Here is a 25,270-nt window from a genome sequence, read left to right as displayed (position 1 = left end):
ACACCTTGCCCGACCACGCCCCGGAGACCGGATTCCCCGGCCCGGCCTCCCCCGCGACGGCCACCGCCGAATACCGCATCGAGGACCTCGCCCATCACAGCGGCGCCACCGTGCGCACCATCCGCGCCTACCAGGACCGGGGGCTGCTGCCCAAGCCCGAGCGGCGCGGGCGGGCCAACGTCTACCGGGACACCCATCTGTCCCGGCTCCGCCAGATCGCCGCCCTCCTCGACCGCGGCTACACCCTGGCCAGCATCAAGGAGCTGCTGGAAGCCTGGAACACCGGCCGGGGGCTGCGCGGTGTCCTCGGGCTGGTCGCCGAAGTCGACGGCCCGTGGAGCGACGAGGAGACCGGCCGGATCAGCCGTGCCGAGCTGCGCGAGGCGTTCGGCGGCACCACGGACGACGCGGCGATCGAGGACGCGGTGGGGCTCGGCGTCCTGGTCCGGCTGCCGTCCTCGCCGGACCAGTTCCTCGTGCCCAGCCCGCAGGAGCTGGCCGTCGCGGCCGAACTCCACGCCGCCGGGGTGCCCTTGCTCGCTATCTCGGGGCACCTGCGGGAGCTCCGCACCCATGTCGAGCACATTGCCGCGCGCTTCCTCCACTTCACCACCGAGCACGTCTTCCTCCAGTACCTCGATCATCCGCCGACCGACGAGGAGGCCGAGGAAGCGGCCGCGCTGGTGCGGCGGCTGCGCCCGCTCGCCCAGCAGACCGTCGACGCCGAACTCGCCCGCGCCATGCGGACCTTGGCCACGCGCTTCCTCCGTGATCACCTGGGCGACGCGGCCCCTTCGGCGGCGGCCGCTCTCGAACCGCCCGTCGAAGCACCCGCCGAAACCCCCGTCGATCGGACCGCCGCCACCGACGAGGTGCCCGCGGAGCAGGTGCGGCTGCCCGCCCGGACCGTGCGGTCGGTGCGCGCCCTGGTCGGCCCGGAGAACGTGGCGGCGTTCATAGCGGCCGCCGCCGACCGCGAGGTGTCGGCCCGCACCATGGACGCCCTGCTCCCCGGCGGCTAACCAGCCGGATCCGGCAGCCAGTTGCCGTGGAAGCCGTAGGGCACCCGCTGCGGCAGATGGACGGTGGCCACGGGCGGCGCGGCGAGGTCTCCGGCGTCGAGTACGACCAGGTCGCTGGTGTCGGTGGCCGCATCGTGGACATAGCTGAGCAGCCAGCCGGACCCGCCGGGTATGCCGTCGGCGGGAGCGAACGAGGCCTCGGCGGGGGTGCGCCCCGGCCCGAAGACGTGCCGGGCCGCCGAACCCGAGTGCAGGTCGTAACGGACCAGCTCACCGCGCACCTCGTCCACCCCGGGAGGGGGTGCGACGGTGACATGGCCGAACCGCGCGGCGTGCCCGGCCAGCCGGTCGTCGATCCGGGGGAACTCGCACGGCTGGTCGTCCAGCTGCTCCTCGGCGACCGTCCCCCGGGTCAGATCGACGGTCCAGCGCCACAGCGCGGGCATGGCGGGGCCGAGGTCGGGGCTCGCGTAGAAGTGCGGATATCGCACGACGTGGAGCACGATCCGCTCGCCCGTCCCGTCGCTCTCGTCGTGGGCGTTGAGCGCGTGGAAGACGTAGCAGGGGTCGATGGGCAGCCAGCGCACCTCGCCGTGGGGGTCGTCGCGCCGCAGCACCCCCAGCCGGGCGCCGTAGTCGGGATCCCAGCCGTAGGGCATCCCGCCGCCGCGCTGCTGGGCCCGCTCCAGATCGAAGACGATGGGCAGGTCCATGAAGATCACGTGCCCGGCGGTGAGATGGAAGTCGTGCATCATCGTGTGCGCCGGAACGTCCACCGGCCTGCTGACCGTCAACTCGCCTGATGCGTCGGCCCGGTGGTAGGTCAGATACGGCGCGGTGAGTCCGCCGTAGCCGAAGAAGTGCAGCTCGCCGGTGTCCGGGCAGGTCTTGGGGTGGGCGGTCATCGGCGTGGTCAGCCGGCCGTCGAAGTCGTGCGGCCCGAGCGTGCCCAGCTCGCGGCCGGGGCGGAAGTCCAGCTCGTACGGGAAGGAGGACTCCACCAGGGCGAGGGTGCGCCCGGCGTGCCGCACCACATGGGTGTTGGCGCGCCCCGCGGTGAGGTCGTGGTTGCCCTCTTCGTCGTAGATCCGGGCGCCGCGGGTGAAGGTCGAGGTGCGGACCCAGCGGTTGCGGTACGCGGTGGCACGGCCGCCTTCCAGGCGCACGCCGTGGACCATGCCGTCGCCGAAGAACCAGTGACTTGAGGCGGCGTCCTGCGGGTTGGGGCCGTTGCGCACGTACCAGCCGGTGAGCTCGGGCGGAATCGCTCCGGTGACCGGAAGCTCGTAGGCGGTCAGCTCCTCCTGGACGGGGGCGAAGTTACCGGCGAGATGGGCGGGGTCGGTCGTCATCGGCGAACCTCCTGCGAGTCCGGCTGTGCGGTGGCGGGGTGTCGGCTGGGCTGCCGTCGTGGTGACCGGCCGTCGCGCTTACCGGCCCGCCTGGGCCAGGCGGGCGCGGACGCGGTCGGGGTAGCGGGCGGTGAACACGGCGGGCAGGACGAATCCGGCGACCTGGACCGGGATGGAGACCCCGCTGCCGAGGTGGCTCGCGTAGACGGCGGTCAGGGCGGCGGCGGTCAGCGTGAAGGCGGCGGCCCAGGCGGCGGTGATCACCACATTGATCCGGCGGAAGACCGGGGTGTCCCACACCTCACGGGGCGCCTGCTGCTTGGCTATGCCGGTGGTGAAGGGCCGGCCGATGGCGAGCGTGGCCCACGCGGTGAGGGCGAGCCAGCCCAGCGCCAGGGCGCCGGAGTAGGCCCGCAGCCCGCTGTGCGGCAGGGCGAAGGCCAGCACGGCCAGGCCCGCGAAGAAGACGACCGTGCTGCGCTCCAGGATCAGCGAATCGCCCGCGACGCCGGCCTTGTGGTCCTTGACCAGCAGGGCGATGCCGATGACGAGGGCGGTGACCGCTCCCCACTGCCAGCCGGCCGAGGACACGACCGCGAAGGCGATCCAGGGGATGAAGCCGCGCAGGTAGTTCATGAGGTCTCCTCAGCCGACGACGGGCGGGCCTGTGGTTGGCCGCTCCAACCGACATTCCAACTCTGACATATCAAAAGTAGAAGGTCTAGCCTTGACCTGTCAACATCGGAATGTAGAGTGGAGGCATGAGCCTGAGACACGCGATGCTGGGCCTGCTGGCCGACCGGCCCGCCAGTGGATACGACCTGATGAAGCGGTTCGAGACATCGCTCTCCAACGTGTGGCCCGCGACCCAGAGCCAGGTCTACGGAGAGCTCGGCAAGCTCGCGAAGTCCGGCCTGCTCAAGGTCGCCGCGGAAGGCCCGCGGGGGCGTAAGGAATACGCGATCACCGAGGAGGGCCTCGTCGAGCTGCGCCGTTGGCTCACCGAGACCGAGCCCGAGCGGGTGCGCCGCAGCGACGCCATGCTCCGGGTCTTCTTCCTCAACCTCCTCACCCCCCTGGAGGCCGTCGCCTATCTCTCCACCGAAGCCGGCCGCGCCGCCGAGCGCCACGCCGCGCTGGAAGAGCTGGAGGGCGTGGTCGACTGGGGCGACGACCCGCTGTCGGTCAACGGCCGCCTGGCCCTGGAGTACGGGCTGCGCTTCAGCGCCATGTACGAGGAGTGGGCCCGCTGGGCCGCCGAGCAGATCGAGGGGCAGCCGCACACCGGCCGGGCCGGGTGAGCCGGCCTCACAGGCCCGGTGCTCCCCACACCGGGAACCAGCGGCCCAGGTCCTTCTCGATCCGCAGGTCGTCCGCCAGCAGGGCCCGCACCTGGAGCTCCAGCCCGTTGTCCCGCTTGTCGCCCCCGCCCGCCACGGGCGCGAAAGGGTAGAAAGTGCCGCGCTTGTAGAGGTAGACGAGCGCCAGCGACCGCTGCCCGGCGTCGCGAAAGCCCATCAGCGAGCAGAGCAACTGCGAACCGAAACCGCCGTCCTGCAGCGCAGAGTTGACCGCGTGCAGGTCGTTGACCAGGGTGGCGGCGCCGTCGGCGGCGTCCGCCGGCTGCCGCGCGAGCAGCCAGGTGTAGCCGTAGTCGTCCCGGCTGAACTCCACGGGGACCCCGCCGTGGCCCGTATCCGTGTCCAGCAGCTCCTGCACCCCTTCCCGGATCCGGTCGAAGGCGCCGCCCTCGACGCTCGCGAAGCACACCGACCCCAGCCCGGTGGGCGTGAAGCCCGCCCCGGCCTGGAGGGTGACGGCGGCCGAGGGCAGCGCGAAGAGCTGGTCGAGATCCGGGCGGACCGGCTTGCTGCGGCCGAGGATGACGTCCAGGAAACCCATGGGCACCAGCTCCTTCCGGGGAGGACACGCGGTCTCAAGCGCGGCCGAGCCGGGCCGATATCCGGCCGAGCTGGTCCAGCCGCTGCTCCAGCGTCGGGTGCGAGGACAGCAGCCTGTTCAGGCTCTCCGTGGAGAAGGCAGGCGCGAAGTAGAAGGCGTTGAACGGCTCCGCCCGGCGCAGATCGCGCGTCGGGATCCGGGCAATATCTCCGGTCACCTTGGTCAGCGCGGAGGCCAGCGCCGACGGCCGGCCCGTCAGCAGCGCGGCCGCGCGGTCCGCGGACAGCTCGCGATAGCGCGAGAGCAGCCGGGTGAGCAGGAAGCTGATGACGTAGACGACGGCGCTGACCAGCGGAATCACCACCATCAGGACGGCGGTGCTGCTGTCGCGGCCGCCGACGCGGCGCAGCCCGCCCCACAGTCCGATGCGGGTGACGACCCCGGCCAGCACGCCCAGGAAGGAGGCGATGGTCATCACCGCCACGTCACGGTGGGCCACGTGCGACAGCTCGTGCGCCAGCACGCCTTCGAGCTCCTCCGGCTCCAGCCTGCGCAGCAGCCCGGTCGTCGCGCACACCAGGGCGTTGTTCCGGTTGCGGCCGGTGGCGAAGGCATTGGGCACATCGCTGTCGGCGACGGCCACGCGCGGCTTGGGCATGTCCGCCAGTGCGCACAGCCGGTCGACCGCGCCGTGCAGCTCGGGCGCCTCCTGCGGGGTGACCTCACGGGCGCCCATGCCGAAAGCCGCGATCCGGTCGCTGAACCAGAACTGGGCGACGAACAGGGTGCCCGCCAGGATCAGGACGATCGGCCAGGCGCCGCGCAGCAGCACCACCAGCACGCCGACGAAGACCACATAGAGCAGCCCGATGAAGAACATCGTGCTCACCATGCGGGTGGTCAGGCCTCGGTCGGGGGCGAATCGGGTGCCTTGCATGGCGGCCTCCAAGGCTCTGCGGACCGTGTCCGGTACGTGCCTCTGACCCGATTCTCCCTCTCGCCGCCGTGTGACGGGCGTAAATCCTCCACCGAGAAATCTCCGCCGAGGCGGAAAACCTCAGCCGAGCTGTGCGAGCCCCTCCGTCGCGATCTTCTCGAACACCGCGAAGTCCGCCGCGAACATGGAGTCGGCGATCGGCCAGTGCACCACGATCTCCTCGATCCCCAGTTCCGCATGCGCCCCGGCGAAGTCGACGAAGGCGTCGAAGGACTCCAGCGGACGGTCCGGGGTGAAGCCCGTGAGCATCACCTTGCGCAGCTCGCCCACGTCCCGGCCGGCCTCGGCGCAGATCCCGCCGAGCCGCTCCAGCTGCCCCGCGATCGCCGCCCGCGACTGCTCCGGCGTACCGCTCTCGAAGAGCTTCGGGTCCCCGGTGGTCACCCACGCCTGCCCGTGCCGGGCCGCGAGCCGCATGCCGCGCGGGCCCGTGGCGGCGACCGCGAAAGGCAGCCGCGGCCGCTGCACACAGCCGGGGATGTTGCGCACCTCGTGGGCGGAGTAGTGCTTGCCCTCGTGGGAGACGACGTCCTCGGTCAGCAGCCGGTCCAGCAGCGGCACGAACTCGCCGAAGTGATCCGCCCGCTCCCGCGGCGTCCACGGCTCCCGGCCGCCCGCCAGCAGGGCCGTCGCGTCGAACCCGGAGCCGCCGGCGCCGATGCCGAGCGTGATGCGCCCGCCCGAGATGTCGTCCAGAGAGATGAGCTCCTTGGCCAGCGTCACCGGGTGGCGGAAGTTCGGAGAGGTCACCAGGGTGCCCAGCCGCATCCGTGACGTCACCCCGGCCGCCGCCGTCAGGGTCGGCACGGCACCGAACCACGGCCCGTCCCGGAAGGTGCGCCAGGACAGGTGGTCGTAGGTGTAGGCGGTGTGGAAGCCCAGCTCCTCGGCACGCTGCCAGGACGCACGGCCGCCCTCGGCCCAGCGGCGGTCGGGAAGGATCACGGTGCTCAAGTGCATGCCACCGAGCGTAGGCGCCGGGTCCGACAGGCCGCGCTCCGGGGGAGGACCGCCCGCCCCCGGACGGCCCTCCCCGCGCCCCCGTCGGCACGGCTCAAGAACGTCCCCGCTCCGTACGTTTGTACGCCCCGGCCCGGCGGGTGAACGAGAATGGGCCCGTGACTTCAGCTACCGAGCCCGAGACCCCGGCCGTCCGCCGGACAGCCGCCACTCCCCGGCTGATCGCCACCGATCTCGACGGCACCCTGCTGCGCGACGACAAGACGGTGTCCGAGCGCACCGTCGCGGCCCTGGCCGCCGCCGAGGCGGCCGGCATCGAGGTCTTCTTCGTCACCGGCCGCCCGGCCCGCTGGATGGACGTCGTCCGCGACCACGTGCACGGGCACGGCCTGGCGATCTGCGCCAACGGTGCCGTCGTCGCCGACCTGCACGACGGCGGCCGGTTCGTCGAGGTCCGCCCGCTGGAGCCCGCCGCCGCCCTCGCCATCGTGCGCGCCCTGCGCATCGCCGCCCCCGCCGCCTCCTTCGCCGTGGAGCGCACCTCGGGCGTGCACTACGAGCCGCACTACCCGCCCTTCCAGCTCGACCCGGGCTCCCGGATCGCCTCGGCGGAGGAGCTGCTGCACAGCGTCGAGAACCACGACGACCCCATCGTCAAACTGCTCGCCTTCCACCCCGAGCTCGCACCCGACGACTTCCTGGGCCTGGCCCGCATGGCGGCCGGGGAGCACGGCTCCTTCACCCGGTCCAGCCCGACCGCGCTGCTGGAGATCAGCGGCCTGGGCGTCAGCAAGGCGAGCACGCTGGCCCGGTGCTGCGCCGAGCGCGGGATCTCGCCCGAGGAAGTCGTGGCCTTCGGGGACATGCCCAACGACCTGGAGATGCTCTCCTGGGCGGGCACCTCGTACGCGATGGCCAACGCCCACCCCGAGGTGCTGGCAGCCACCACGCACCGCACGGCGGCCAACACCGAGGACGGCGTGGCGGCCGTCATCGAGCAGATCCTGCACGGCCTCTAGCGGCCCGCTACGGGCGTACCCGCGGCCCTATAGGTGCACGCCGCGGTTGCGCAGCCACTCCACCGGCTCGACGGCGGAACCGAACTCCGGGGTCGTACGGATCTCGAAGTGCAGGTGCGGGCCGGTGGAGTTCCCGGTGGTCCCCGACAATCCGATCCATTCGCCCGCGTGCACCCGGTGGCCCGGTTCGGCGAAGGGCGCCGCAAGGTGTGCGTACTGCGAGTACCAGCCGTCGTCGTGCCGGATCACCATGCTGATGCCGAAGGCACCGCCGCACCCCGCCGTCACCACCGTCCCGTCGCCCACCGCGCGCACGGGCGTGCCGGCGGGGACGGCGAAGTCCTGGCCCGAGTGCCCGCCCGACCAGTGCGACCCGTGACCCCCGAAACCGGCGGTCAGCTCGTAGTCCAGCACCGGCCGCGTCCAGCCGCTCTCGGAGACGGCCTCCCGGTCCGCCGGTGTCCGGCCGTCCCGGCCCGCCTCGTCGCCCTGGGCGCCGGGGGCGCCGTCCACCTCCGCGAGGTCGACCGGTGCGCACTTCCCGGACTCCACCGCCGCCCCCGCCGCCGCGTTCAGCTCGTCGCGGGCCTCGGCCAGCCGCTCGTCGACGGCGCGCTTCTCCGTCCGCAGCTGTTCGGCGTCCTCGTCGAGCGCGTGCCAGGCCCGCACCGTCGTCTCCTCGTCGGACGCGAGCGCCTGGCTCTTGCTGTCGGTCGCGGCCATCATCCACGCCAGCCGCTCCCTGCGGCCCATCTCGAAGGACTGCCGCTCCAGCAGTGCGAACGGGTCGACGTCGCCCTCGTCGTCGACCGCGACAGTGATCCCTCCGGTGCGGTACTGCGCCCGGGCGACGGCCCCCGCGTCCTGGTGCAGCACCGCCGACACGAACCGCTGCCCACGCAGCAGCTGGGTCACGTGCTCGGCCCGCCTCTTCTGCTCCTTCGCCGCGCGCGCCCCGCGCTCGTAGCGCTGCCGCGCGCGCCCGGCCTCCTGCGTCAGCCGGACCACCTCGGAGCTGATGCGTACGAGCCGGTGGGGCGCCCGTACGAAGGCGGCCGCCTCCGGGGCGACGGGCACGGGCGAGGTGACGGCGATGCACAGCGCGCACAAAGCCGCTCCGCCGCTCCGGCGTGCCTGCCGGACACGGCCGCCCGAAGAGGAAAAGATAGGACGATACGAACGCCGCATGCTCGCGATGCTGGCGTGCCCCGCGCGCGGCCGCCCCCGCAGAGGACCGTTCGGACGAACGACGCGCCCACCCGGCGCCGCCCACGCCTACAGCGGCGCCTCCCACACCACCCGCGTGCCGCCCCCGTCCTCGCCGATCCCCGGCCCGTAGGAGCTGGAGCCGCCCAGCGACTCGGCCCGCTTGGCGAGGTTGCGCAGGCCGCTGCGGCGGCCGCCTTCAGGGATGCCCACTCCGTCGTCGGCGACGGTCAGCCGGACCGCCTCCCGGCCGTCCGGGAGCGTGGCGGTGGCGTCGACGAGCACCTCGATCCGTGACGCCCGCGCGTGCCGGAAGGCATTGGACAGCGCCTCGCGCAGTGCGGCGATGAGGTTCTTTCCGGTCAGCTCGCCGACCTTCGCGTCGACCGGGCCGACGAAGCCGGCGGAGGGCTGGAAACCCAGCGGTACGGCGGCCGTGCCCAGCTCCCGCAGGACGCGCGTCCGCAGCCCGGCGGGCGCCTCCGAGGGCCCCTGCTGCAGCGCGAAGATGGCCGTACGGATTTCCTGGATGGTCACGTCCAGTTCCTCGACCGCCTGTCCTACCTTGTCACGCACATCGGTCTCGCCCGCCTTGCGCTGTGCGCTCTCCAGCAGCAGACCGGTCGCGAACAGCCGCTGGATCACCAGGTCGTGCAGGTCCCGGGCGATGCGGTCGCGGTCCTCGAAGACGGCGAGCCGTTCGCGGTCGCGTTGCGCCTCGGCCAGGACGAGCGCGAGGGCGGCCTGCGCGGCGAACTGGGCGGCAAGGGTGCGCTCGGTGGCGGTGTAGGGCCGGGCGCCGCGCGCCCTGGGGGTGGCCAGGGTGCCGAGGACGCGGTCCCCGCTCTTGAGGGGCAGCAGCATGCTCGGGCCGAAACGGGGCGCGACGTCCGTGATCATCCGGGGGTCGGTGGACGAATCGTCGACGAACACCGGCTCCCCGGCGAGGAGCTGCGAGACGACCGGGCTGTGCGGCGGCATGACCGTGCCCAGCAGCCCGGCCGGTTCGTCGGCGGAGACCGCCACCATCTCCAGGCCGCCCTCGCCGTCCGGCAGCAGCACGATGCCCGCGGCCGAGTCGGCTAGCCGGCGCGCCTGTTCGGCGACCACGGACAGCGCGTCCTCGGCGTCGCTGCCCGACAGCAGTGCCGTGGTGACGGCCACCGAGCCGTCGATCCAGCGCATGCGCTGACGGCCTTCTTCGTGCACGCGCGCGTTGCCGATCGCAATGCCCGCTTCGGTGGCGAGGATCTTCACCATGTGCAGGTCGGCGAGGCTGAACTCGCCCCCGTCGCGCTTCTCGGTGAGGTAGAGGTTGCCGAAGATCTCGCCCTCGACCCGGATCGGCACCCCCAGGGCGTGCTGGCCGTCCGGGAAGGCGCCGATGCTCTCGTACTGCCGGTCCTGGGTGTCCCCGTAGGTGATGAAGTCCGAGTGGCCTTCCCCGGTGGCGTCGACGACCCCGATGGCGGCATAGCGGGCGCCCGCCAGCTCGGCGGCCGTTTCGGCGATCCGGTCGAGGGTGGTGTGGAGTTCGAGGCCGGTGCCGACCGAGCGCATGGCTTCGAGCAGGTGCGGCACGCGCGCGGTCAGCTCGGTGGACAGCCCCTGGAGGCTGCGCGTGGCCTCCGTGGCGGCGTCCAGGGAGTGCAGGGCGCCTCCTTCCGGCCCCTGCTCGGCTCCGGCGCCCGGGAGGCCGGGCGGAGGGTCGGAGGGTTCTGCCATGGCTGCCATACATCGAGCCTAATAAGTGGCTTTTGCCATGGAAAGCGCCCTCTGGCTGGTATTGCCGTCGTCCGCCCGTCCGCTGCCGTCCCAGCGGTCGGCCTCGGCTTCGTGCTCCAGCATCCGGCAGAACGGACCGGCCGCCCGGGCCAGCTCCTCGTACGTGCCGCGCTGCACCGCCCGCCCGCGCTCCAGGACGATCACCTCGTCCACCGCCTCCAGCCCGGCCAGCCGGTGCGTGATCAACACGGTCGTACGGCCCTCGGTGGCGGCCAGCAGGTCCGCGGTCAGAGCGTCGGCAGTGGCCAGGTCGAGGTGTTCGGCGGGCTCGTCCAGCAGCAGCACGGGGAAGTCCGCGAGCAGCGCGCGGGCCAGCGCCAGCCGTTGCCGCTGGCCGCCCGACATGCGTGCGCCGTGCTCGCCGACGGGCGTGTCCAGCCCCTGCGGAAGCCCGTCCACCCACTCCAGCAGCCGCGCGGCCCGCAGCGCCTCCCGCAGCGCGCCGTCGTCCGCTCCCGGACGGGCCAGCCGCAGGTTCTCGCGCACCGAACTGTCGAAGATGTGCGCATCCTGCGCGCACAGACCCACCATCCGGCGCACCGCGTCGCCGTCCATACCGGCGGCGTCCCGGCCACCGAGCGTGTACGTCCCGCTCTCGGCGTCCACGAAGCGCAACAGCACCTGCGCCAGCGTCGTCTTGCCCGCCCCCGACTGCCCCACCACGGCGACCCGCCGCCCGGCGATGAGCTCCATCCCGAAGCCCGCCAAGGCCGGTTCGGCCCGGCCCGGATGACGCGCCGTCATGTCCTTCAGGGACAGCGGGAACGGCGAAGCGGGCACCGGCCCGTCCCCGTCGCGTACGGGCTCGGGCGCGTCCAGCACCTCGTACACCCGCTCCGCGGAGCGCCGCACGCGCTGGCGGTACTGCACCGCCAGCGGCAGCCCCGTCACCGCCTCGAACGCGGCCAGCGGCATGAGCACGACGACCGCCAGCCACACCCCGCCCAGCCGCCCGTCGTGCACGGCCCCAACACCCGCCCACGCCGCGGCCGCCACGGTCAGCCCGCAGGCCAGCGCGAACAGGCCCGCGCCGAGGGCGGTCACGGAAGCCGTCCGGCGCGCGATACGGGTGAGCGCGCCGTCCACACGGCGCAGGCGCTCCAGACGGGCGGGCAGCGCGCCCGCAACCGCCAGCTCCGCGCTGCCGGACAGCAGATCGACGGTGTGCGCAGCCAGTTCGCCGCGCGCGGGCGCCAACTGCCGCTCGGTACGCCGGGCACACGCCCCCGACAGCACCGGAACGACCACGCCCGCCAGCAGCAGCCCCGCGGCCAGCAGCGCACCCGCCTCCGGCAGCAGCCAGGCCGTGAAGCCCACCGAGACCGCGCCGACGAGCACGGCCGCACCCAACGGCAGCAGCCAGCGCAGGAAATAGTCCTGCAGCGCGTCCACGTCCCCGACCAGCCGGGAGAGCAGGTCGCCGCGCCGGGCGTCCCGCAGCCCGCCGGGCGCCAGCCGCTCCAGCCGCCGGTACACCGAGACGCGCAGATCCCCCAGGACCCGCAGCACGGCGTCGTGCGAGACGAGCCGCTCGGCATAGCGGAAGACGGAACGGCCGATGCCGAACGCCCGCGTCGCCGTGACGGCCACCATCAGGTACAGGACCGGGGGCTGCTGCGAGGCCCTGGAGATGAGCCAGCCGGAGACGGCCATCAGGCCGACGGCGCTGCCGAGCGCCAGCGCGCCGAGGAGCAGCGCGAGGGCGAACCGGGGCGCCCACGGCCGCCCGGCGGCCCTGACCCGGGCCAGCACCCCGGAGCTCCGTGCGGGCCCGGGACCCGGCACGGCACGGGGCACGGCGGGGGCCTCCCCCGCCTCGCGCCGGGGCTGCGGGCACACGGGCACGTCAGCCGGGAGTACCCCGGGCCCGGAGGGCCGGGACCCCAGGCGCACCGTGCGGTCGGCCACGGCGAGCAGCGCCGGCCGGTGCACCACGAGCACCACGGTCCGCCCCACGGCCAGCCGCCGGACGGCCTCGACGACCGACGCCTCGGTCTCGCCGTCCAGGCCCGCGGTCGGCTCGTCGAGCAGCAGGACCGGCCGGTCGGCCAGGAACGCCCGTGCCAGCGCGATCCGTTGGCGCTGTCCCGCCGACAGCCCCGCGCCGTCCTCGCCGAGGCGAGTGTCAGTGCCGTCCTGCAACATGGTGACGAAGTCGAGCGCACCGGCCGCGCGCAGCGCTTCGCGCACCTGCGCGTCCGTGGCCTCGGGCCGGGCCAGCCGTACGTTCTCGGCGACCGTCCCGGCGAACAGACGGGGTCGTTGCGGCACCCAGGCCACTTGGTGCCGCCAGCTTTCGGGGGAGAGCGATGCCAGATCCGTACCGCCTACGAGCACCCGGCCGGTCGTCGGCCGTTCGAGTCCCAACAGCACGTTCAGCAAGGTCGACTTGCCGCTCCCGCTGGCGCCCGTCACCGCCACCGTCTCGCCGGGCCGGATCTCCAGGGAGACCTCGGGCAGCGACGGCCCGGTGCGCCCCGCGTGCTGCACCACGAGCCGCTCGACGCTCAGGACGGCGCCCCGGGCGCCGGGCGCCCGGCCCTTCCCGGCGGGGGCGAGCTCGCTCTCCAGCACCGCGAAGACCTGGTCGGCGGCGGCCAGCCCTTCCGCGGCAGCGTGGTATTGCGCACCCACCTGACGCAGCGGAAGGTAGGCCTCCGGCGCCAGGACGAGCACCATCAGCCCGGTGGCGAGGTCGAGTTCGCCGTGGACGAGCCGCATGCCGATGCCGACCGCGACGAGCGCCACAGACAGGGTGGACAGCAGTTCCAGGGCGAAGGAGGAGAGGAAGGCCAGGCGCAGCGTGCGCAGGGTCGCCCGCCGGTAGTCGGAGGTGATGACGCGGATCGATTCGGCCTGGGCCTTGGCCCGGCCGAAGACCTTGAGGGTGGGCAGTCCGGCGACGACGTCGAGGAAGTGCCCGGACAGCCGGGACAGCAGCCGCCACTGCTTGTCCATGCGCGATTGGGTGGCCCAGCCGATGAGCACCATGAAGAGGGGGACGAGCGGCAGCGTGAGGACGATGACGAGCGCGGAGAGCCAGTCGGCGGTGACGATCCGGGCCAGGACGGCCACGGGCACGACGACCGCGAGACCCAGCTGCGGCAGATAGCGGGCGAAGTAGGCGTCGAGGGCGTCCACTCCCCGCGTGGCGAGGTTGGCCAGTTCACCGGTGTTCGGCAGTGACGCTCCGCCGGCGGCTCCGCCGGAGCCGAGCCGGGCGGCGTGCGCCAGGAGCCGGGTGCGCAGCTCGGACTTGACGGCTGCGCTCGCGCGGTGGGCGGCCAGCTCGGTGAGCCAGGCGACCACGGCCCGGCCCAGGCCGGCGGCGGCCAGCAGCGCCAGTGGCACGGCCAGCTCGCCGGCCGTACGGCCGTGCTGGAAGGAACCGGTGACGATCTCGGCGACGAGCATCGCCTGGGCGATGACGAGCCCGGCTCCCGCCAGGCCCAGCACCACGGAGGCGGCCAGGAAGAAGCGTGTCGCACGGGCGTGGGTGAGCAGGCGGGGGTCGACGGGTTTCATCCGGCGGTCCGTTTCTCAGTGCGCGCCGGGGCCCGGGATGTGCCGGGTGCCGATGCGCTTGCGGAACACCCAGTACGTCCAGGCCTGGTAGCCGATGATGAGGGGGGTCATCAGGGCGGCCACCCACGTCGTGATCTTCAACGTGTACGGGCTGGAGGCCGCGTTGGCGGCAGTGAGGCTCCACACCGGGTCCGCGGAGGAGGGCATCACGTCCGGGAAGAGCGCCAGGAAGATCATCGCGAAGGAGGCCGCGACCGTCACCCCGGAGAGGGCGAACGCCCAGCCTTCCCGCCCGGCCCGGTTGAAGAGCAGCGCCGCGGCCAGGGCGACCGCCGCCACGGCCAGCGCCGCCAGGCTGCGCCCGTTGCCCGACTCGGCCTGGGTCCAGCCGAGGAAGGCCAGGGTGAGGACGCCGGCCACCAGTCCGGACCGGGCGGCGAAGGCCCTGGCCCGGTGGCGGATGTCGCCTTCGGTCTTGAGCGCGGCGAAGACGGCTCCGTGGAAGGTGAAGAGCACCACCGCGAAGACACCGCCGAGCAGTGCGTACGGGGTCAGCAGGTCCGCTGCGCCGCCGGTGAAGTCCTTGTCCGGGCCGATCGGCACGCCGTGCACGATGTCGGCGAAGGTCAGCCCCCACAGGAAGGCGGGCAGCAGCGAGCACCAGAAGATCGCGTGTTCCCAGTTGCGCTGCCAGCGCTCGCCGGTGCGCTTGTGCCGGTACTCGAAGGCGACGCCGCGCACGATCAGGCAGACCAGGACGGCCAGCATCGGCAAGTAGAAGCCGCTCAGGAGCGTGGCGTACCAGTCGGGGAAGGCGGCGAAGGTGGCGCCGATCGCGGTGATCAGCCAGACCTCGTTGGCGTCCCAGACGGGCCCGATCGTGTTGATCAGCACCCGGCGTTCGGTGCGGTCCTTGGCGAGCGCCTTGGTCAGCACGCCGATGCCGAAGTCGAAGCCCTCGAGGAAGAAGTAGCCGGTCCAGAGCACGGCTATGAGCCAGAACCAGAAGTCGTGGAGGTGCATGAGGTGTCTCCCTTCCGTCCGCCGCGTCAGTACGCGAAGGTCAGCGGCTTGTCGGCGTCCTCCGCGGCGGCCTTGCCGTCGCCGTCCCCGCCGGAGGGCAGCCGCAGCCGCGGGTCCTTGGCGGGCGGCTTCTCATCGGTGTCCGGGCCGGCCTTGGCGTACTTCGTCAGCAGCCTGACCTCGACCACCGCGAGCACGGCGTACAGCACCGTGAAGACGGTCATGGAGGTGACGATCTCGCCCTGGCCGACGCCCGGGGAGACCGCGTCACCGCTCTTCATCAGGCCGTAGACGGCCCAGGGCTGACGGCCCATCTCGGTGAAGATCCAGCCGAAGGAGTTGGCGATCAGCGGGAAGCCCATGGTGAGGATGCCGACGCGCCAGGACCACCGGGTGAGGAAGGGGCTCAGCTCGCGCGTCCGCGTGAGCATCAGTCTGGGCACCTCGTCCTCGCCGGTGCGGAACCGTGGGTCGAGCCAGAGCTTCTTGCGCGTCGTCCACAGTCCGATGACGCCGGCGACGAAGGAGGTCATCCCGAAGCCGATCATCAGCCGGAAGCCCCAGAAGGTCATGAAGATGCTGGGGATGTAGTCCTCCGGCTTGCCGCCGTAGCGGGCGGCTTCCTGCGCGGCGATGTCGTTGATGCCGGGCACGGGGTCGGAGAAGTTGCTGTGGGCGAGGAAGGAGAGGATGCCGGGTATCTCGATCTCGACGCTGTTGTGGCCCTTGCTGACGTCGCCGACCGCGAAGACCGAGAACGGCGCCGGGGACTGGGTGTCCCACAGGGCCTCGGCGGCCGCCATCTTCATCGGCTGCTGCTCGAACATCACCTTGCCGAGGCTGTCGCCGCTGAGCGCCGTGCCCAGCCCGGCGATCACCGCGACCACCAGGCCGACCCGCAACGACGCCCGCATCGCGCCGATCTGATGACGCTGCTTCTCGCCGAGCTCCTCGCCCTGCAGTTGCTTGCGCTTGGCGCGCCACAGGTGGAAGGAGGCGATGCCGACGATGAACGCGGCGCCGGTGAGGAAGGCCGCGGTCAGGGTGTGGAAGACCACGACCATGGTGGTGTTCTGCGTCAGGACGGCCCAGATGTCGGTCAGCCGGGCCCTGCCGGTCGCCTTGTCGACGGCGTAGCCGACGGGGTGCTGCATCCAGGAGTTCGCGGCCAGGATGAAGTACGAGGACAGGACGGTGCCGGCGGCCACGATCCAGATGCACGCGCAGTGGAGCTTCTTGGGCAGCTTGTCCCAGCCGAAGATCCACAGGCCGATGAAGGTGGATTCGAAGAAGAAGGCCAGCAGCGCCTCCATCGCGAGCGGGGCACCGAAGACGTCACCCACGAAGCGCGAGTAGTCGGACCAGTTCATGCCGAACTGGAACTCCTGGACGATGCCGGTGACCACACCCATCGCGATGTTGATCAGGAAGAGCTTTCCCCAGAACTTCGTGGCATGGAAGTACTTCTCCTTGCCCGTGCGCACCCAGGCGGTCTCCAGGCCGGCGGTGATCGCCGCGAGGCTGATCGTCAGTGGCACGAAGAGGAAGTGGTAGACGGTGGTGATGCCGAACTGCCAGCGCGCCAGCGTCTCCGGTGCCAGAGCGAGATCCACTCGGTCCCTCCTTGCCTCTTGCGTCACCGGATGACCACATACCGCTGACGCTTTGCCGTGTATGAACCAGATAAAGCGGGGCATACAGGTGAGCTTGTGAACGCGTTCACATTCAGAAGCATTATGGCGCATGAGCTTTTCGGACAAGTGAGGGGGGTACCCCCTTCGACCCTTGCGCACAGCACAAAGGCCGTGCCCCCGAGGGGACACGGCCTCCGTATCGCGTCGCTGCGGACCCGGGCGGTCAGAGCTCCTTGCGGAATTCCTCCGCTGCCCGCAGGAACAGATCGTTCGCCTCGGTCTCACCGATCGTCACCCGCACACCCTCGCCCGGGAACGGCCGTACGACCACACCCGCGCGCTCGCACGCGGCCGCGAAGTCGAGCGCGAGCTCCCCCAGCCGCAGCCAGACGAAGTTGGCCTGCGACTCGGGCACCGTCCAGCCCTGCCCGGCGAGCGCCGCGGCCACCCGCGTCCGCTCCGCGACCAGCGCGTCCACCCGCTCGCCCAGCGCCTTCTCGCTGCGCAACGAGGCCACCGCGGCATCCTGCGCCACCTGGCTCACACCGAACGGGACGGCGGTCTTGCGCAGCGCCGCCGCAACCGGCTCGTGGGCGACCGCGAAGCCGACCCGGAGCCCGGCGAGCCCGTACGCCTTGGAGAAGGTGCGCAGCACGCAGACGTTCGGGCGGTCGCGGTAGAGGTCGATGCCGTCCGGGACCGCCTCGTCGCGGATGAACTCGCGGTAGGCCTCGTCCAGGACCACCAGGACGTCGGAGGGCACCCGGTCCAGGAAGGCCTCCAGCTCGGCCCGGCGGACGACGGTGCCCGTGGGGTTGTTGGGGTTGCAGACGAAGATCAGCCGGGTCCGGTCCGTGATCGCGGCGAGCATCGCGTCCAGGTCGTGCACATCGCCCTCGGTCAGCGGGACCTGCACGGGCGTGGCGCCCGAGACCTGGGTGATGATCGGGTACGCCTCGAAGGAGCGCCAGGCGTAGACGACCTCGTCGCCCGGGCCCGCCGTCGCCTGGACCAGCTGCTGGGCGACGCCGACCGAGCCGGTGCCGGTGGCCAGGTGCGTCAGCGGCACGCCGAAGTGCTCGGCGAGCTCGGCCATCAGACCGGTGCAGGCCATGTCGGGGTAGCGGTTGAAAGAGCCGGCCGCGGCGACGGCGCTTTCGAGCACCCCGGGCAGCGGCGGATAGGGGTTCTCATTGGAGGACAGCTTGTAGGCAACCGGGCCGTCGGCGGCCGCGGGCTTGCCCGGCTTGTAGGTCGGCACGGCTTCCAGCGCGGCGCGCAGCCTGGGGGTCTTCTCGGTCACCGCGGGTCCTCCTCCACCTCGGACTTTGAATACTGCACACCTTATGAGGATTGACCCGGGCGGCGTCCAGAGCCGAAGGAGCGCTCGTTGTTCTGCCGCGCGCCGTGGCGGACGCCGTGGCGCGCATCACCCGTGAAGGTGAGTTGAGACCTCTTCGAGACCTGGACCATTCGGCAGGCCGGGATACGTCAAGGGCCGTCCGGCCGTCATAGATCTGCTGAACTGCCTGTGTTTCCATGATCATTGAGGGAAATCAGCACAGCAGAAACGTGCCTGTCAACAGTCAAATAAGGCACCCTGCCAAAGGACCACCCGAGCCCTACTATCGGCTCGCCATGACAGCAGCAGGGAAGCATCAGGTGAGCCGGGCGGAACCCTCGCGCAGGGGCAGTCGGCAGGGCCGGGCGGGCATCCGGGACGTTGCCGCCGCCGCCGGGGTTTCGATCACGACCGTCTCCGACGCGCTCAACGGCAAGGGCCGGCTACCGGACGCGACCCGCCGCCATGTCCGCGAGGTCGCCGACCGGCTGGGCTACCGCCCGTCGGCCGCGGCCCGCACCCTCCGCACGGGAAAGTCCGGCCTCATCGGCCTGACCGTGACCACGTACGGGGATGAACCTTTCACCTTCACCGAGTTCGCCTACTTCGCCGAGATGGCCCGGGCCGCCACCTCCGCCGCCCTCGCGCGCGGCTACGCCCTGGTCATCCTCCCCGCCACCTCCAGACACGACGTCTGGTCGAACGTCGCGCTCGACGGCACCGTCGTCGTCGACCCCTCCGACCACGACCCCGTCGTCTCCGACCTCGTCCGCCAGGGCATCCCCGTCGTCTCCGACGGGCGTCCGGCGGGCACCCTCCCCGTCACCGCCTGGGTCGACAACGACCACGAGGCCGCCGTCGTCGGCATCCTCGACCACCTCGCCGCCGCGGGGGCCCGCCGCATCGGCCTGCTCACCGGCACCACCACCGACACGTACACCAGGCTCTCCACCCACGCCTATCTGCACTGGTGCGAGCGCGTGGGCCAGGACCCCGTCTACGAGGAGTACCCCGCGCACGACCCCTGCGCGGGGGCGGTGGCCGCCGACCGGCTGCTCGCCCGCCCCGACCGGCCCGACGCGGTGTACGGGCTCTTCGACCCCAACGGCACCGACCTGCTCGCCGCCGCCCGCCGCTACGGCCTGCGCGTCCCGGACGACCTGCTGCTGGTCTGCTGCAGCGAGTCCACCGTCTACGCCACCACCGAACCGCCCATCACCACGCTCTCCCTCAAGCCCCGGCGCATCGGCACAGCGGTCGTCCAGCTGCTGATCGACGCCATCGAGGGGCTGGACACCGGCCGGCCCGTGGAGCAGGTCATACCCACCGAACTGATCGTGCGGACCTCCTCCGAGCGGCGCCCCCCGCGCACCACGATCAGCTCACCGCGCGGCCCCGCCGCGCCCTGACCCGCGCGCACAACCCGACGGCACGCCCCGCGCACACACCCGCCGCGCACACCCCCCGTGCACCCACCCCACGTGCACGCGCCACGCCGGTGCACCCCACCGCGACACACCGGCAGGAACGGCGGCGAGAACCACCGCCGACGACAGGCAGAACACAGCAGAAGACCGCGAGCAAGACCCCCGGGCAGGCGCCCACGGGACACCCGCGTCAACCACGCGTGGACCCGCATCCGGCGCACGGGGGGACGGGCCGCGATCCGGGGAAAGCCGCCCCGAGCGCGTCTGACCGGCGCGAACAGCTCATTTAACGGCTCATTTGGGGAGAAATAACCGGCGATCCCGGTCACCTGCTCCGATTCACGGCCCCTGGTGCGTCACAAGCCGCGACGGTCATTCCTATGATGGGCGCACGACACCACGGACCGCCGACGACCAGGCAAGGTCCACAAGGTGCACGGCGGCGCGATGGTGGAGGGGTCGATGACTCAGGGGGCCGGGCAGGGACCTGCGGCACGGACCACGGCGGCGATGCCGCCTTTCCCCGGGTACGCCGCTCCCCCGCCCATGCCCGGCTACGAGCGGTCCGCCCCGGCCGTGGACCCGGGCCGCGAGTTCCCGGAGTACCAGAAGTTCCCCGAGGGCTACACCCCCACTGCCCGCGACCTGCCGGTCATCACCCGCAGCAGCGCCCCGGCCGCCCCCGGCATCCCCACGGACATGCCGACGGTCGAGCTGACCCCGCTCGCCGCGCCGCAGCCCCAGCCGCAGCCGCTGCCCACGGGCCCCGGCCCGCTCTACGTCGTCGGCGACGTCCACGGCTACCTGGACGAGCTGCACGAAGCGCTCGCCGCGCAGGGCCTCATCGACGCCTCCGGCCACTGGGCCGCGGGCAACGCCCGGCTGTGGTTCCTCGGCGACTTCACCGACCGCGGCCCGGACGGCGTGGGCGTGATCGACCTGGTCATGCGGCTGTCCGCCGAGGCCGCGGCCGCGGGCGGCTACTGCAAGGCCCTCATGGGCAACCACGAGCTGCTGCTCATCGGCGCCAAGCGGTTCGCCGACACGCCCGTCAACTCCGGCGCGGGCACCGCCTCCTTCCAGGCCGCCTGGCTGCTCAACGGCGGCCAGCGCACCGACATGGAGCGCCTGGAGGACCACCACCTGCAGTGGATGTCGCGGCTGGACGCCATCGCCGAGGAGGACGGGCACCTGCTCGTCCACTCCGACACCACCGCCTACCTGGATTACGGCGACTCCATCGAGGCCGTCAACGACGCCGTCACCGAAGCGCTCCAGCGCAACGACCCCGACGAGTGCTGGGACCTCTTCCGCAAGTTCACCAAGCGCTTCGCCTTCCGCGACGAGGCTGGCTCGGTGGCCGCGCGGGAGCTGCTGGAGACCTACGGCGGCAGCCGCGTGGTGCACGGCCACAGCCCCATCCCCTACCTCCTGGGCGAGGTCGGCACCGAGGATGCGGACGGTGAGGACGGCGGCGCGCCCGCCGTGGACGGCCCGCATCTCTACGCCGACGGGCTCGCGCTCGCGATGGACGGCGGAGTCACCATGGCCGGAAAACTGCTGGTGGTGCAACTTCCGCTCGCGGGCTGAGGGTTCGGCGCACGGTAGCGCGGGCAAGTGACGAGTTCCACCGGCACGGGGTAATTCGGGAAACAGACTGTTACCTCGCGCCGGTACGGCTCTACCATCGGCTTATCCGTAGCAGGCTCTCCTCCGTTTCCGCCCACTGCCCGGTACAAGCCGGCAAACAAGGCCCTACGGAGCATCGGGGGATGCACATGAACAGCGCTCCGCACCTGCTGGCCGAAGACCGCCCGGATTTCGAGCGGGTCCTCGACCAGGCGTTGCGTGCCGCGAACCATGACCCGGAACTCGCCGCCGCGATAGGACGGCGGCTCACCAACCAACAGCTGCGCACCATGGCGGTGAGCGCCATCACCGCCATCTCCGCCTGTGCCTCGGCGGAGTACGCGACCTACGTCAGCGCTCGCGAGGAGCTGCGCGCCCACCCGCCCGTCGCGCACCCCCGACCGAGCGAAGACGCCCCCGCCCCCTTGTACGACGACGGCCCCGACGCGGAGGGCGCGGGCGCCGGTGCGGTGCTCGCCGTGCTGGCGCCGGTCCTGGCCGGAATCGCCGCTCTCCTCTTTCTGCTCATCGGCTATGTGATGCGTTCGGTCGGCTCGAGCGAGGCCGTCGCCGGGCCCATGATCACGGTCGGCTGGTGGTTCGGCGGCCTCACCGCCGCGGGCGTGCTCATCGCCATGACCGGCATCCTGCTGACGGCACTGCGCAACGGCCGGCAGGCCGAGGACGCACCACGAGAAGAGCGCCCGGCCGTGGTGGAAGAGGCCGACCGGGCGCGGGAGGCATGGCAGCGCGCGCTGCTGGAGCGCGGCGTGCGCCCCTTCCTCCGGGAAGCCCTCGGCAATGCCCCGGCCGCATCACAGAATTCCTACGCCCCCAGGACCCCCGCCGGTCACAGCCGCACCCCCCACCTGGGCTACTCCAGCCCAGGTTTCAGCAGCCCCGACGAGGAATCCACCCCCACCCGCACCGGCTACACCAGCCCGGACTTCACCAGCCCCGACTTCGACGGGTCGGACAACCGGCCCCGATAGCCGGTCCGGCGCCACGGGTGCCGGAATTCCGGACTGCAAACGAACGGCCCGCACACATGCGGCAGGGCCCCCGCCACCGGCGGGGGCCCCTCGGCCGTCACTCGGAGCTACTCCGCGATCGGCAGGTACACCCGGTTGCCCGCCGCCGCGAACTCCTGCGACTTCTGGGCCATCCCCGCCTCGGGGTCGAGCTCCAGATCGCCGCCGTGCTCACGACGGATGTCCTGCGAGATCTTCATCGAGCAGAACTTCGGCCCGCACATCGAGCAGAAGTGCGCGGTCTTCGCGGGCTCCGCGGGCAGCGTCGCGTCGTGGAAGGCGCGCGCGGTGTCCGGGTCGAGGGCCAGGTTGAACTGGTCCTCCCAGCGGAATTCGAAGCGTGCGTCCGAGAGCGCGTCGTCCCACTCCTGCGCGCCCGGGTGGCCCTTGGCGAGGTCCGCCGCATGGGCCGCGATCTTGTACGTGATGACGCCGGTCTTGACGTCGTCGCGGTCCGGCAGGCCCAGGTGCTCCTTGGGCGTCACGTAGCAGAGCATCGCCGTGCCCCACCACGCGATCATCGCGGCGCCGATCCCGGACGTGATGTGGTCGTACGCGGGGGCGACGTCGGTCGTCAGCGGGCCGAGCGTGTAGAACGGCGCCTCCTCGCAGATCTCCTGCTGGAGGTCGATGTTCTCCTTGATCTTGTGCATCGGGACATGGCCCGGGCCCTCGATCATGGTCTGCACGTTGTGCCGCTTGGCGATCGTGTTCAGCTCGCCCAGCGTCTTCAGCTCCGCGAACTGCGCCTCGTCATTGGCGTCCGCGATCGAACCGGGGCGCAGACCGTCGCCGAGCGAGTACGTGACGTCGTACGCCGCGAGGATCTCGCAGAGCTCCTCGAAGTTCTCGTAGAGGAAGGACTCCTTGTGGTGCGCCAGGCACCAGGCGGCCATGATCGAACCACCGCGCGAGACGATGCCGGTCTTGCGGCGGGCGGTGAGCGGGACGTACCGCAGCAGCACGCCGGCGTGGACGGTCATGTAGTCGACCCCCTGCTCGGCCTGCTCGATGACCGTGTCCTTGTAGATCTCCCAGGTCAGCTCCTCGGCCTTGCCGTCGACCTTCTCCAGCGCCTGGTAGAGCGGGACGGTGCCGATCGGCACGGGGGAGTTGCGCAGCACCCACTCGCGGGTGGTGTGGATGTTGCGACCGGTGGACAGGTCCATGACCGTGTCGGCGCCCCAGCGGGTGGCCCAGGTCATCTTCTCCACCTCCTCCTCGATGGAGGAGGTGACGGCGGAGTTGCCGATGTTGGCGTTCACCTTGACCAGGAACTTCTTGCCGATGATCATCGGCTCGATCTCCGGGTGGTTCACGTTCGCCGGGAGGACCGCGCGGCCGGCCGCGATCTCCTCGCGGACCGTCTCCGGAGAGACGTTCTCGCGCAGGGCGACGTACTCCATCTCCTCGGTGATCTCCCCGCGGCGGGCGTACGCGAGCTGGGTCACCGCGGCGCCGCCCCGGCCGCGGCGCGGCTGGCGCGGGCGGCCCGGGAAGACGGCGTCGAGGTTCTTCAGGCCGCCGCGGGGCGAGGTGTGCTTGATGCCGTCGTCTTCGGGGCGCATCGGGCGCCCGGCGTACTCTTCGGTGTCGCCGCGGCCGATGATCCAGTTCTCCCGGAGCGGCTGGAGGCCGCGCCGGACGTCCGTCTCGACGGCAGGGTCGGTGTACGGGCCGGATGTGTCGTACAGGCGTACGTCCTGCCCATTGGTCAGGTGGACCCGGCGGACCGGGACCCGGAGGTCCGGACGCGAGCCGGTCACGTAGTCCTTGTGCCAGCCGATCGGCCCGCCGGTTTCGGACGTGCGTGCATCCTGCGAGGTCATGAGACCAGTACTCCCTACGCCGGCATTACCCGGTAACAGGTTCGGCGGTCGGCGCAGCAGCTTTTCGTACGTCCGGACGGTTGTCCGGGACGGAGATCAGCGCCCTCTCAGCCCGGTGCTCCGAGCTCCCGCGATTGCAAAGTCGGGACAACGCTAGCGCCTACCCCGGCAGGAGGGCCAGTACGGCTTGTGATGATGTGGGGGTGACCCCCACCGACCACACCCACCACGCCCCCCACCCACAGACGCCCCACCAGAGACCCGGCGGCGATCCTTCCCCGGGCAACTCCCCCGGCCACTCCCATGGGCACAGCCATGGCCACAGCCACAGCCATGGGCCGGCCACGCCCGTCTCGTCGCATCTGCGCAAGGTGATCGCGGCGGTCCTGATCCCGTTCACGGTCGCGGTCGTGGCCGGGCTGATCGTGCTCTGGCCGGGCGGCGCGCCCCCGCACCACCACACCGGGCTCGGCCTCGACCAGCAGACCGAGTCGGGACGGGTGGTGAAGATCGAGGAGGTCGACTGCGCCAAGGTGGGCGCCCAGCCCCAGCAGCAGTCGCCGTCCCAGCAGCCGGGCGCCCCCGCTCCGCCGCAGGGACCGTGCCAGAAGGCGACCGTCGAGGTCACCTCGGGCCCGGACAAGGGCACGACCTTCACCGAGATCGTCCAGCCGAGCTCCTCGCGCCACTACGACATGAGCGAGAAGGTCGTCCTCGCCTACGCCCCCAAGGCACCGGAAAATCTGCGCTATTCGGTCACCGATGTGGACCGGACCGTGCCGATGGCCCTGCTCGCGGGCATCTTCGCGCTCGCCGTGGTGGTCGTGGGACGGCTGCGCGGGGTCTTCGCCCTGGTCGCCCTGGTGATCAGCTTCGGCATACTCACGCTCTTCATCCTCCCGGCGATCCTCCAGGGCTCGGACCCGCTGCTGGTGGCGGTGATCGGCGGCAGCGCGATCATGCTGATCGCGCTGTACATGTGCCACGGCCTCAATGCCCGGACGTCGGTGGCGGTGCTCGGCACCATGACCTCGCTGCTGCTCATCGGCCTGCTCGGCGCGGCGTTCACCGAGTGGGCGCGGCTGACGGGCAACACCGACGACCAGACCGGGCTGGTGCACGGCCTCTATCCGCAGATCGAGATACGGGGCCTGCTGCTCGCGGGCATCATCATCGGCTCGCTCGGCGTGCTGGACGACGTCACGGTGACGCAGACCTCGGCGGTCTGGGAGCTGAAGGAGGCCGACCCCAGCGCCAATTGGCGCAAACTGTACGGCTCGGCGATGCGGATCGGACGCGACCACATCGCGTCCGTGGTCAACACGCTGGTGATGGCGTACGCGGGTGCGTCACTGCCGTTGCTGCTGTTGTTCTCGATCGCGGACAGCGGGGTGAGCACGGTGGCCACGAGCGAGATCGTCGCGGAGGAGATCGTACGGACGCTGGTCGGCAGCATCGGTCTGGTGGCCTCGGTTCCGGTGACGACCGCGCTGGCGGCGCTCGTTGCCGGTGCCGACCGGCACAATCCGGGTAAGGGGAAAGCCGGGGCGAAGGGCGGCAGGCGCCGCCGCGCCAAGTAGCGCCGAA

Annotated in this window: 19 protein-coding genes; 7 read left to right on the top strand and 12 right to left on the bottom strand. The window is 71.7% G+C overall.

Annotated elements, in window-relative coordinates:
- Positions 1-5 precede the first annotated feature (5 nt).
- Positions 6-1,022: a MerR family transcriptional regulator gene (locus FHS39_RS15655; RefSeq protein WP_184349956.1), complete on the top strand. Its 1,017-nt coding sequence runs from the start codon at positions 6-8 to the stop codon at positions 1,020-1,022.
- On the opposite strand, the gene FHS39_RS15650 is transcribed toward FHS39_RS15655, so the two are convergent.
- Both FHS39_RS15650 and FHS39_RS15645 read right to left on the bottom strand, forming a co-directional pair.
- Positions 1,019-2,374, bottom strand: a complete 1,356-nt coding sequence (locus FHS39_RS15650) for a carotenoid oxygenase family protein (RefSeq protein WP_184349955.1) — start codon at positions 2,372-2,374, stop codon at positions 1,019-1,021. The genes FHS39_RS15655 and FHS39_RS15650 overlap by 4 nt on opposite strands.
- A gap of 78 nt (positions 2,375-2,452) precedes the next feature.
- A complete protein-coding gene (locus FHS39_RS15645) occupies positions 2,453-3,010 on the bottom strand; it encodes a hypothetical protein (RefSeq protein WP_184349954.1) in 558 nt (185 codons plus the stop codon).
- A gap of 125 nt (positions 3,011-3,135) precedes the next feature.
- Here FHS39_RS15645 and FHS39_RS15640 point away from each other — a divergent pair, with 125 nt between their 5' ends.
- The gene (locus FHS39_RS15640; RefSeq protein ID WP_184349953.1) at positions 3,136-3,675 is read left to right on the top strand and encodes a PadR family transcriptional regulator; all 540 of its coding nucleotides are present in this window, start codon (positions 3,136-3,138) and stop codon (positions 3,673-3,675) included.
- A 7-nt stretch (positions 3,676-3,682) separates the two neighbouring features.
- Here the strand turns inward: FHS39_RS15640 and pspAB are convergent, their stop codons facing one another.
- From pspAB to FHS39_RS15625, 3 genes are all read right to left on the bottom strand, one after another.
- The gene (gene pspAB, locus FHS39_RS15635; protein WP_184349952.1) at positions 3,683-4,276 is read right to left on the bottom strand and encodes a PspA-associated protein PspAB; all 594 of its coding nucleotides are present in this window, start codon (positions 4,274-4,276) and stop codon (positions 3,683-3,685) included.
- A 34-nt stretch (positions 4,277-4,310) separates the two neighbouring features.
- Positions 4,311-5,213 carry a zinc metalloprotease HtpX gene (gene htpX / locus FHS39_RS15630; RefSeq protein WP_184349951.1) on the bottom strand — a complete coding sequence of 301 codons (903 nt, stop codon included), beginning with the start codon at positions 5,211-5,213 and terminating at the stop codon, positions 4,311-4,313.
- A 120-nt stretch (positions 5,214-5,333) separates the two neighbouring features.
- Complete coding sequence (locus FHS39_RS15625; protein ID WP_184349950.1) at positions 5,334-6,233, bottom strand: LLM class flavin-dependent oxidoreductase; 900 nt, start codon at positions 6,231-6,233, stop codon at positions 5,334-5,336.
- A gap of 158 nt (positions 6,234-6,391) precedes the next feature.
- Between FHS39_RS15625 and FHS39_RS15620 the strand changes: the two genes are divergently transcribed.
- Positions 6,392-7,252 carry a Cof-type HAD-IIB family hydrolase gene (locus tag FHS39_RS15620; protein ID WP_184349949.1) on the top strand — a complete coding sequence of 287 codons (861 nt, stop codon included), beginning with the start codon at positions 6,392-6,394 and terminating at the stop codon, positions 7,250-7,252.
- Between the two features lie 27 nt (positions 7,253-7,279).
- Here the strand turns inward: FHS39_RS15620 and FHS39_RS15615 are convergent, their stop codons facing one another.
- The 6 genes from FHS39_RS15615 to hisC form a co-directional block, all read right to left on the bottom strand.
- Positions 7,280-8,362 (bottom strand): M23 family metallopeptidase, encoded by a 1,083-nt coding sequence (locus FHS39_RS15615; protein ID WP_184349948.1) that lies wholly within the window; start codon positions 8,360-8,362, stop codon positions 7,280-7,282.
- Positions 8,363-8,527: 165 nt separating this feature from the next.
- Positions 8,528-10,183, bottom strand: a complete 1,656-nt coding sequence (locus FHS39_RS15610) for a sensor histidine kinase (protein ID WP_184350211.1) — start codon at positions 10,181-10,183, stop codon at positions 8,528-8,530.
- An 18-nt stretch (positions 10,184-10,201) separates the two neighbouring features.
- Positions 10,202-13,768, bottom strand: a complete 3,567-nt coding sequence (gene cydD / locus FHS39_RS15605) for a thiol reductant ABC exporter subunit CydD (protein WP_184349947.1) — start codon at positions 13,766-13,768, stop codon at positions 10,202-10,204.
- 15 nt (positions 13,769-13,783) lie between these two features.
- Entirely contained in the window at positions 13,784-14,791 is a 1,008-nt protein-coding gene (gene cydB / locus FHS39_RS15600; RefSeq protein WP_184349946.1) for a cytochrome d ubiquinol oxidase subunit II, read from the bottom strand.
- Between the two features lie 26 nt (positions 14,792-14,817).
- Positions 14,818-16,404, bottom strand: coding sequence for a cytochrome ubiquinol oxidase subunit I (locus tag FHS39_RS15595; RefSeq protein WP_184349945.1), 1,587 nt, complete (start codon positions 16,402-16,404; stop codon positions 14,818-14,820).
- Between the two features lie 244 nt (positions 16,405-16,648).
- Positions 16,649-17,728, bottom strand: a complete 1,080-nt coding sequence (gene hisC / locus FHS39_RS15590; protein WP_184349944.1) for a histidinol-phosphate transaminase — start codon at positions 17,726-17,728, stop codon at positions 16,649-16,651.
- A gap of 335 nt (positions 17,729-18,063) precedes the next feature.
- On the opposite strand from hisC, the gene FHS39_RS15585 reads away from it, so the two are divergent.
- The 3 genes from FHS39_RS15585 (at position 18,064) to FHS39_RS15575 (ending at position 21,815) form a co-directional block, all read left to right on the top strand.
- The gene (locus FHS39_RS15585) at positions 18,064-19,176 is read left to right on the top strand and encodes a LacI family DNA-binding transcriptional regulator (protein ID WP_184349943.1); all 1,113 of its coding nucleotides are present in this window, start codon (positions 18,064-18,066) and stop codon (positions 19,174-19,176) included.
- 465 nt (positions 19,177-19,641) lie between these two features.
- Positions 19,642-20,784, top strand: coding sequence for a metallophosphoesterase (locus tag FHS39_RS15580; protein WP_184350210.1), 1,143 nt, complete (start codon positions 19,642-19,644; stop codon positions 20,782-20,784).
- Positions 20,785-20,966: 182 nt separating this feature from the next.
- Positions 20,967-21,815 (top strand): hypothetical protein, encoded by an 849-nt coding sequence (locus FHS39_RS15575; protein ID WP_184349942.1) that lies wholly within the window; start codon positions 20,967-20,969, stop codon positions 21,813-21,815.
- A 107-nt stretch (positions 21,816-21,922) separates the two neighbouring features.
- On the opposite strand, the gene thiC is transcribed toward FHS39_RS15575, so the two are convergent.
- On the bottom strand, positions 21,923-23,683 hold the full coding sequence (thiC, locus tag FHS39_RS15570; protein ID WP_184349941.1) for a phosphomethylpyrimidine synthase ThiC: 1,761 nt from the start codon (positions 23,681-23,683) through the stop codon (positions 21,923-21,925).
- Between the two features lie 203 nt (positions 23,684-23,886).
- Between thiC and FHS39_RS15565 the strand changes: the two genes are divergently transcribed.
- A complete protein-coding gene (locus FHS39_RS15565) occupies positions 23,887-25,263 on the top strand; it encodes a YibE/F family protein (RefSeq protein WP_343069593.1) in 1,377 nt (458 codons plus the stop codon).
- The last annotated feature ends 7 nt before the right edge of the window (positions 25,264-25,270 follow it).

It is taken from the genome of Streptomyces olivoverticillatus (assembly GCF_014203555.1).
Taxonomy (GTDB): Bacteria; Actinomycetota; Actinomycetes; order Streptomycetales; family Streptomycetaceae; genus Streptomyces; species Streptomyces olivoverticillatus.
Note: the sequence above shows the minus strand (reverse complement) of the source record. Positions and strands in the feature narration are given on the sequence as shown.

Coding starts and splice junctions, on each gene's coding strand:
- FHS39_RS15650 (WP_184349955.1), bottom strand. CDS start 2,374: ATGACGACCGACCCCGCCCATCTCGCCGGTAACTTCGCCCCCGTCCAG.
- FHS39_RS15645 (WP_184349954.1), bottom strand. CDS start 3,010: ATGAACTACCTGCGCGGCTTCATCCCCTGGATCGCCTTCGCGGTCGTG.
- FHS39_RS15640 (WP_184349953.1), top strand. CDS start 3,136: ATGAGCCTGAGACACGCGATGCTGGGCCTGCTGGCCGACCGGCCCGCC.
- pspAB (WP_184349952.1), bottom strand. CDS start 4,276: ATGGGTTTCCTGGACGTCATCCTCGGCCGCAGCAAGCCGGTCCGCCCG.
- htpX (WP_184349951.1), bottom strand. CDS start 5,213: ATGCAAGGCACCCGATTCGCCCCCGACCGAGGCCTGACCACCCGCATG.
- FHS39_RS15625 (WP_184349950.1), bottom strand. CDS start 6,233: ATGCACTTGAGCACCGTGATCCTTCCCGACCGCCGCTGGGCCGAGGGC.
- FHS39_RS15610 (WP_184350211.1), bottom strand. CDS start 10,183: ATGGCAGAACCCTCCGACCCTCCGCCCGGCCTCCCGGGCGCCGGAGCC.
- cydD (WP_184349947.1), bottom strand. CDS start 13,768: ATGAAACCCGTCGACCCCCGCCTGCTCACCCACGCCCGTGCGACACGC.
- cydB (WP_184349946.1), bottom strand. CDS start 14,791: ATGCACCTCCACGACTTCTGGTTCTGGCTCATAGCCGTGCTCTGGACC.
- FHS39_RS15585 (WP_184349943.1), top strand. CDS start 18,064: ATGACAGCAGCAGGGAAGCATCAGGTGAGCCGGGCGGAACCCTCGCGC.
- FHS39_RS15580 (WP_184350210.1), top strand. CDS start 19,642: ATGGTGGAGGGGTCGATGACTCAGGGGGCCGGGCAGGGACCTGCGGCA.
- FHS39_RS15575 (WP_184349942.1), top strand. CDS start 20,967: ATGCACATGAACAGCGCTCCGCACCTGCTGGCCGAAGACCGCCCGGAT.
- thiC (WP_184349941.1), bottom strand. CDS start 23,683: ATGACCTCGCAGGATGCACGCACGTCCGAAACCGGCGGGCCGATCGGC.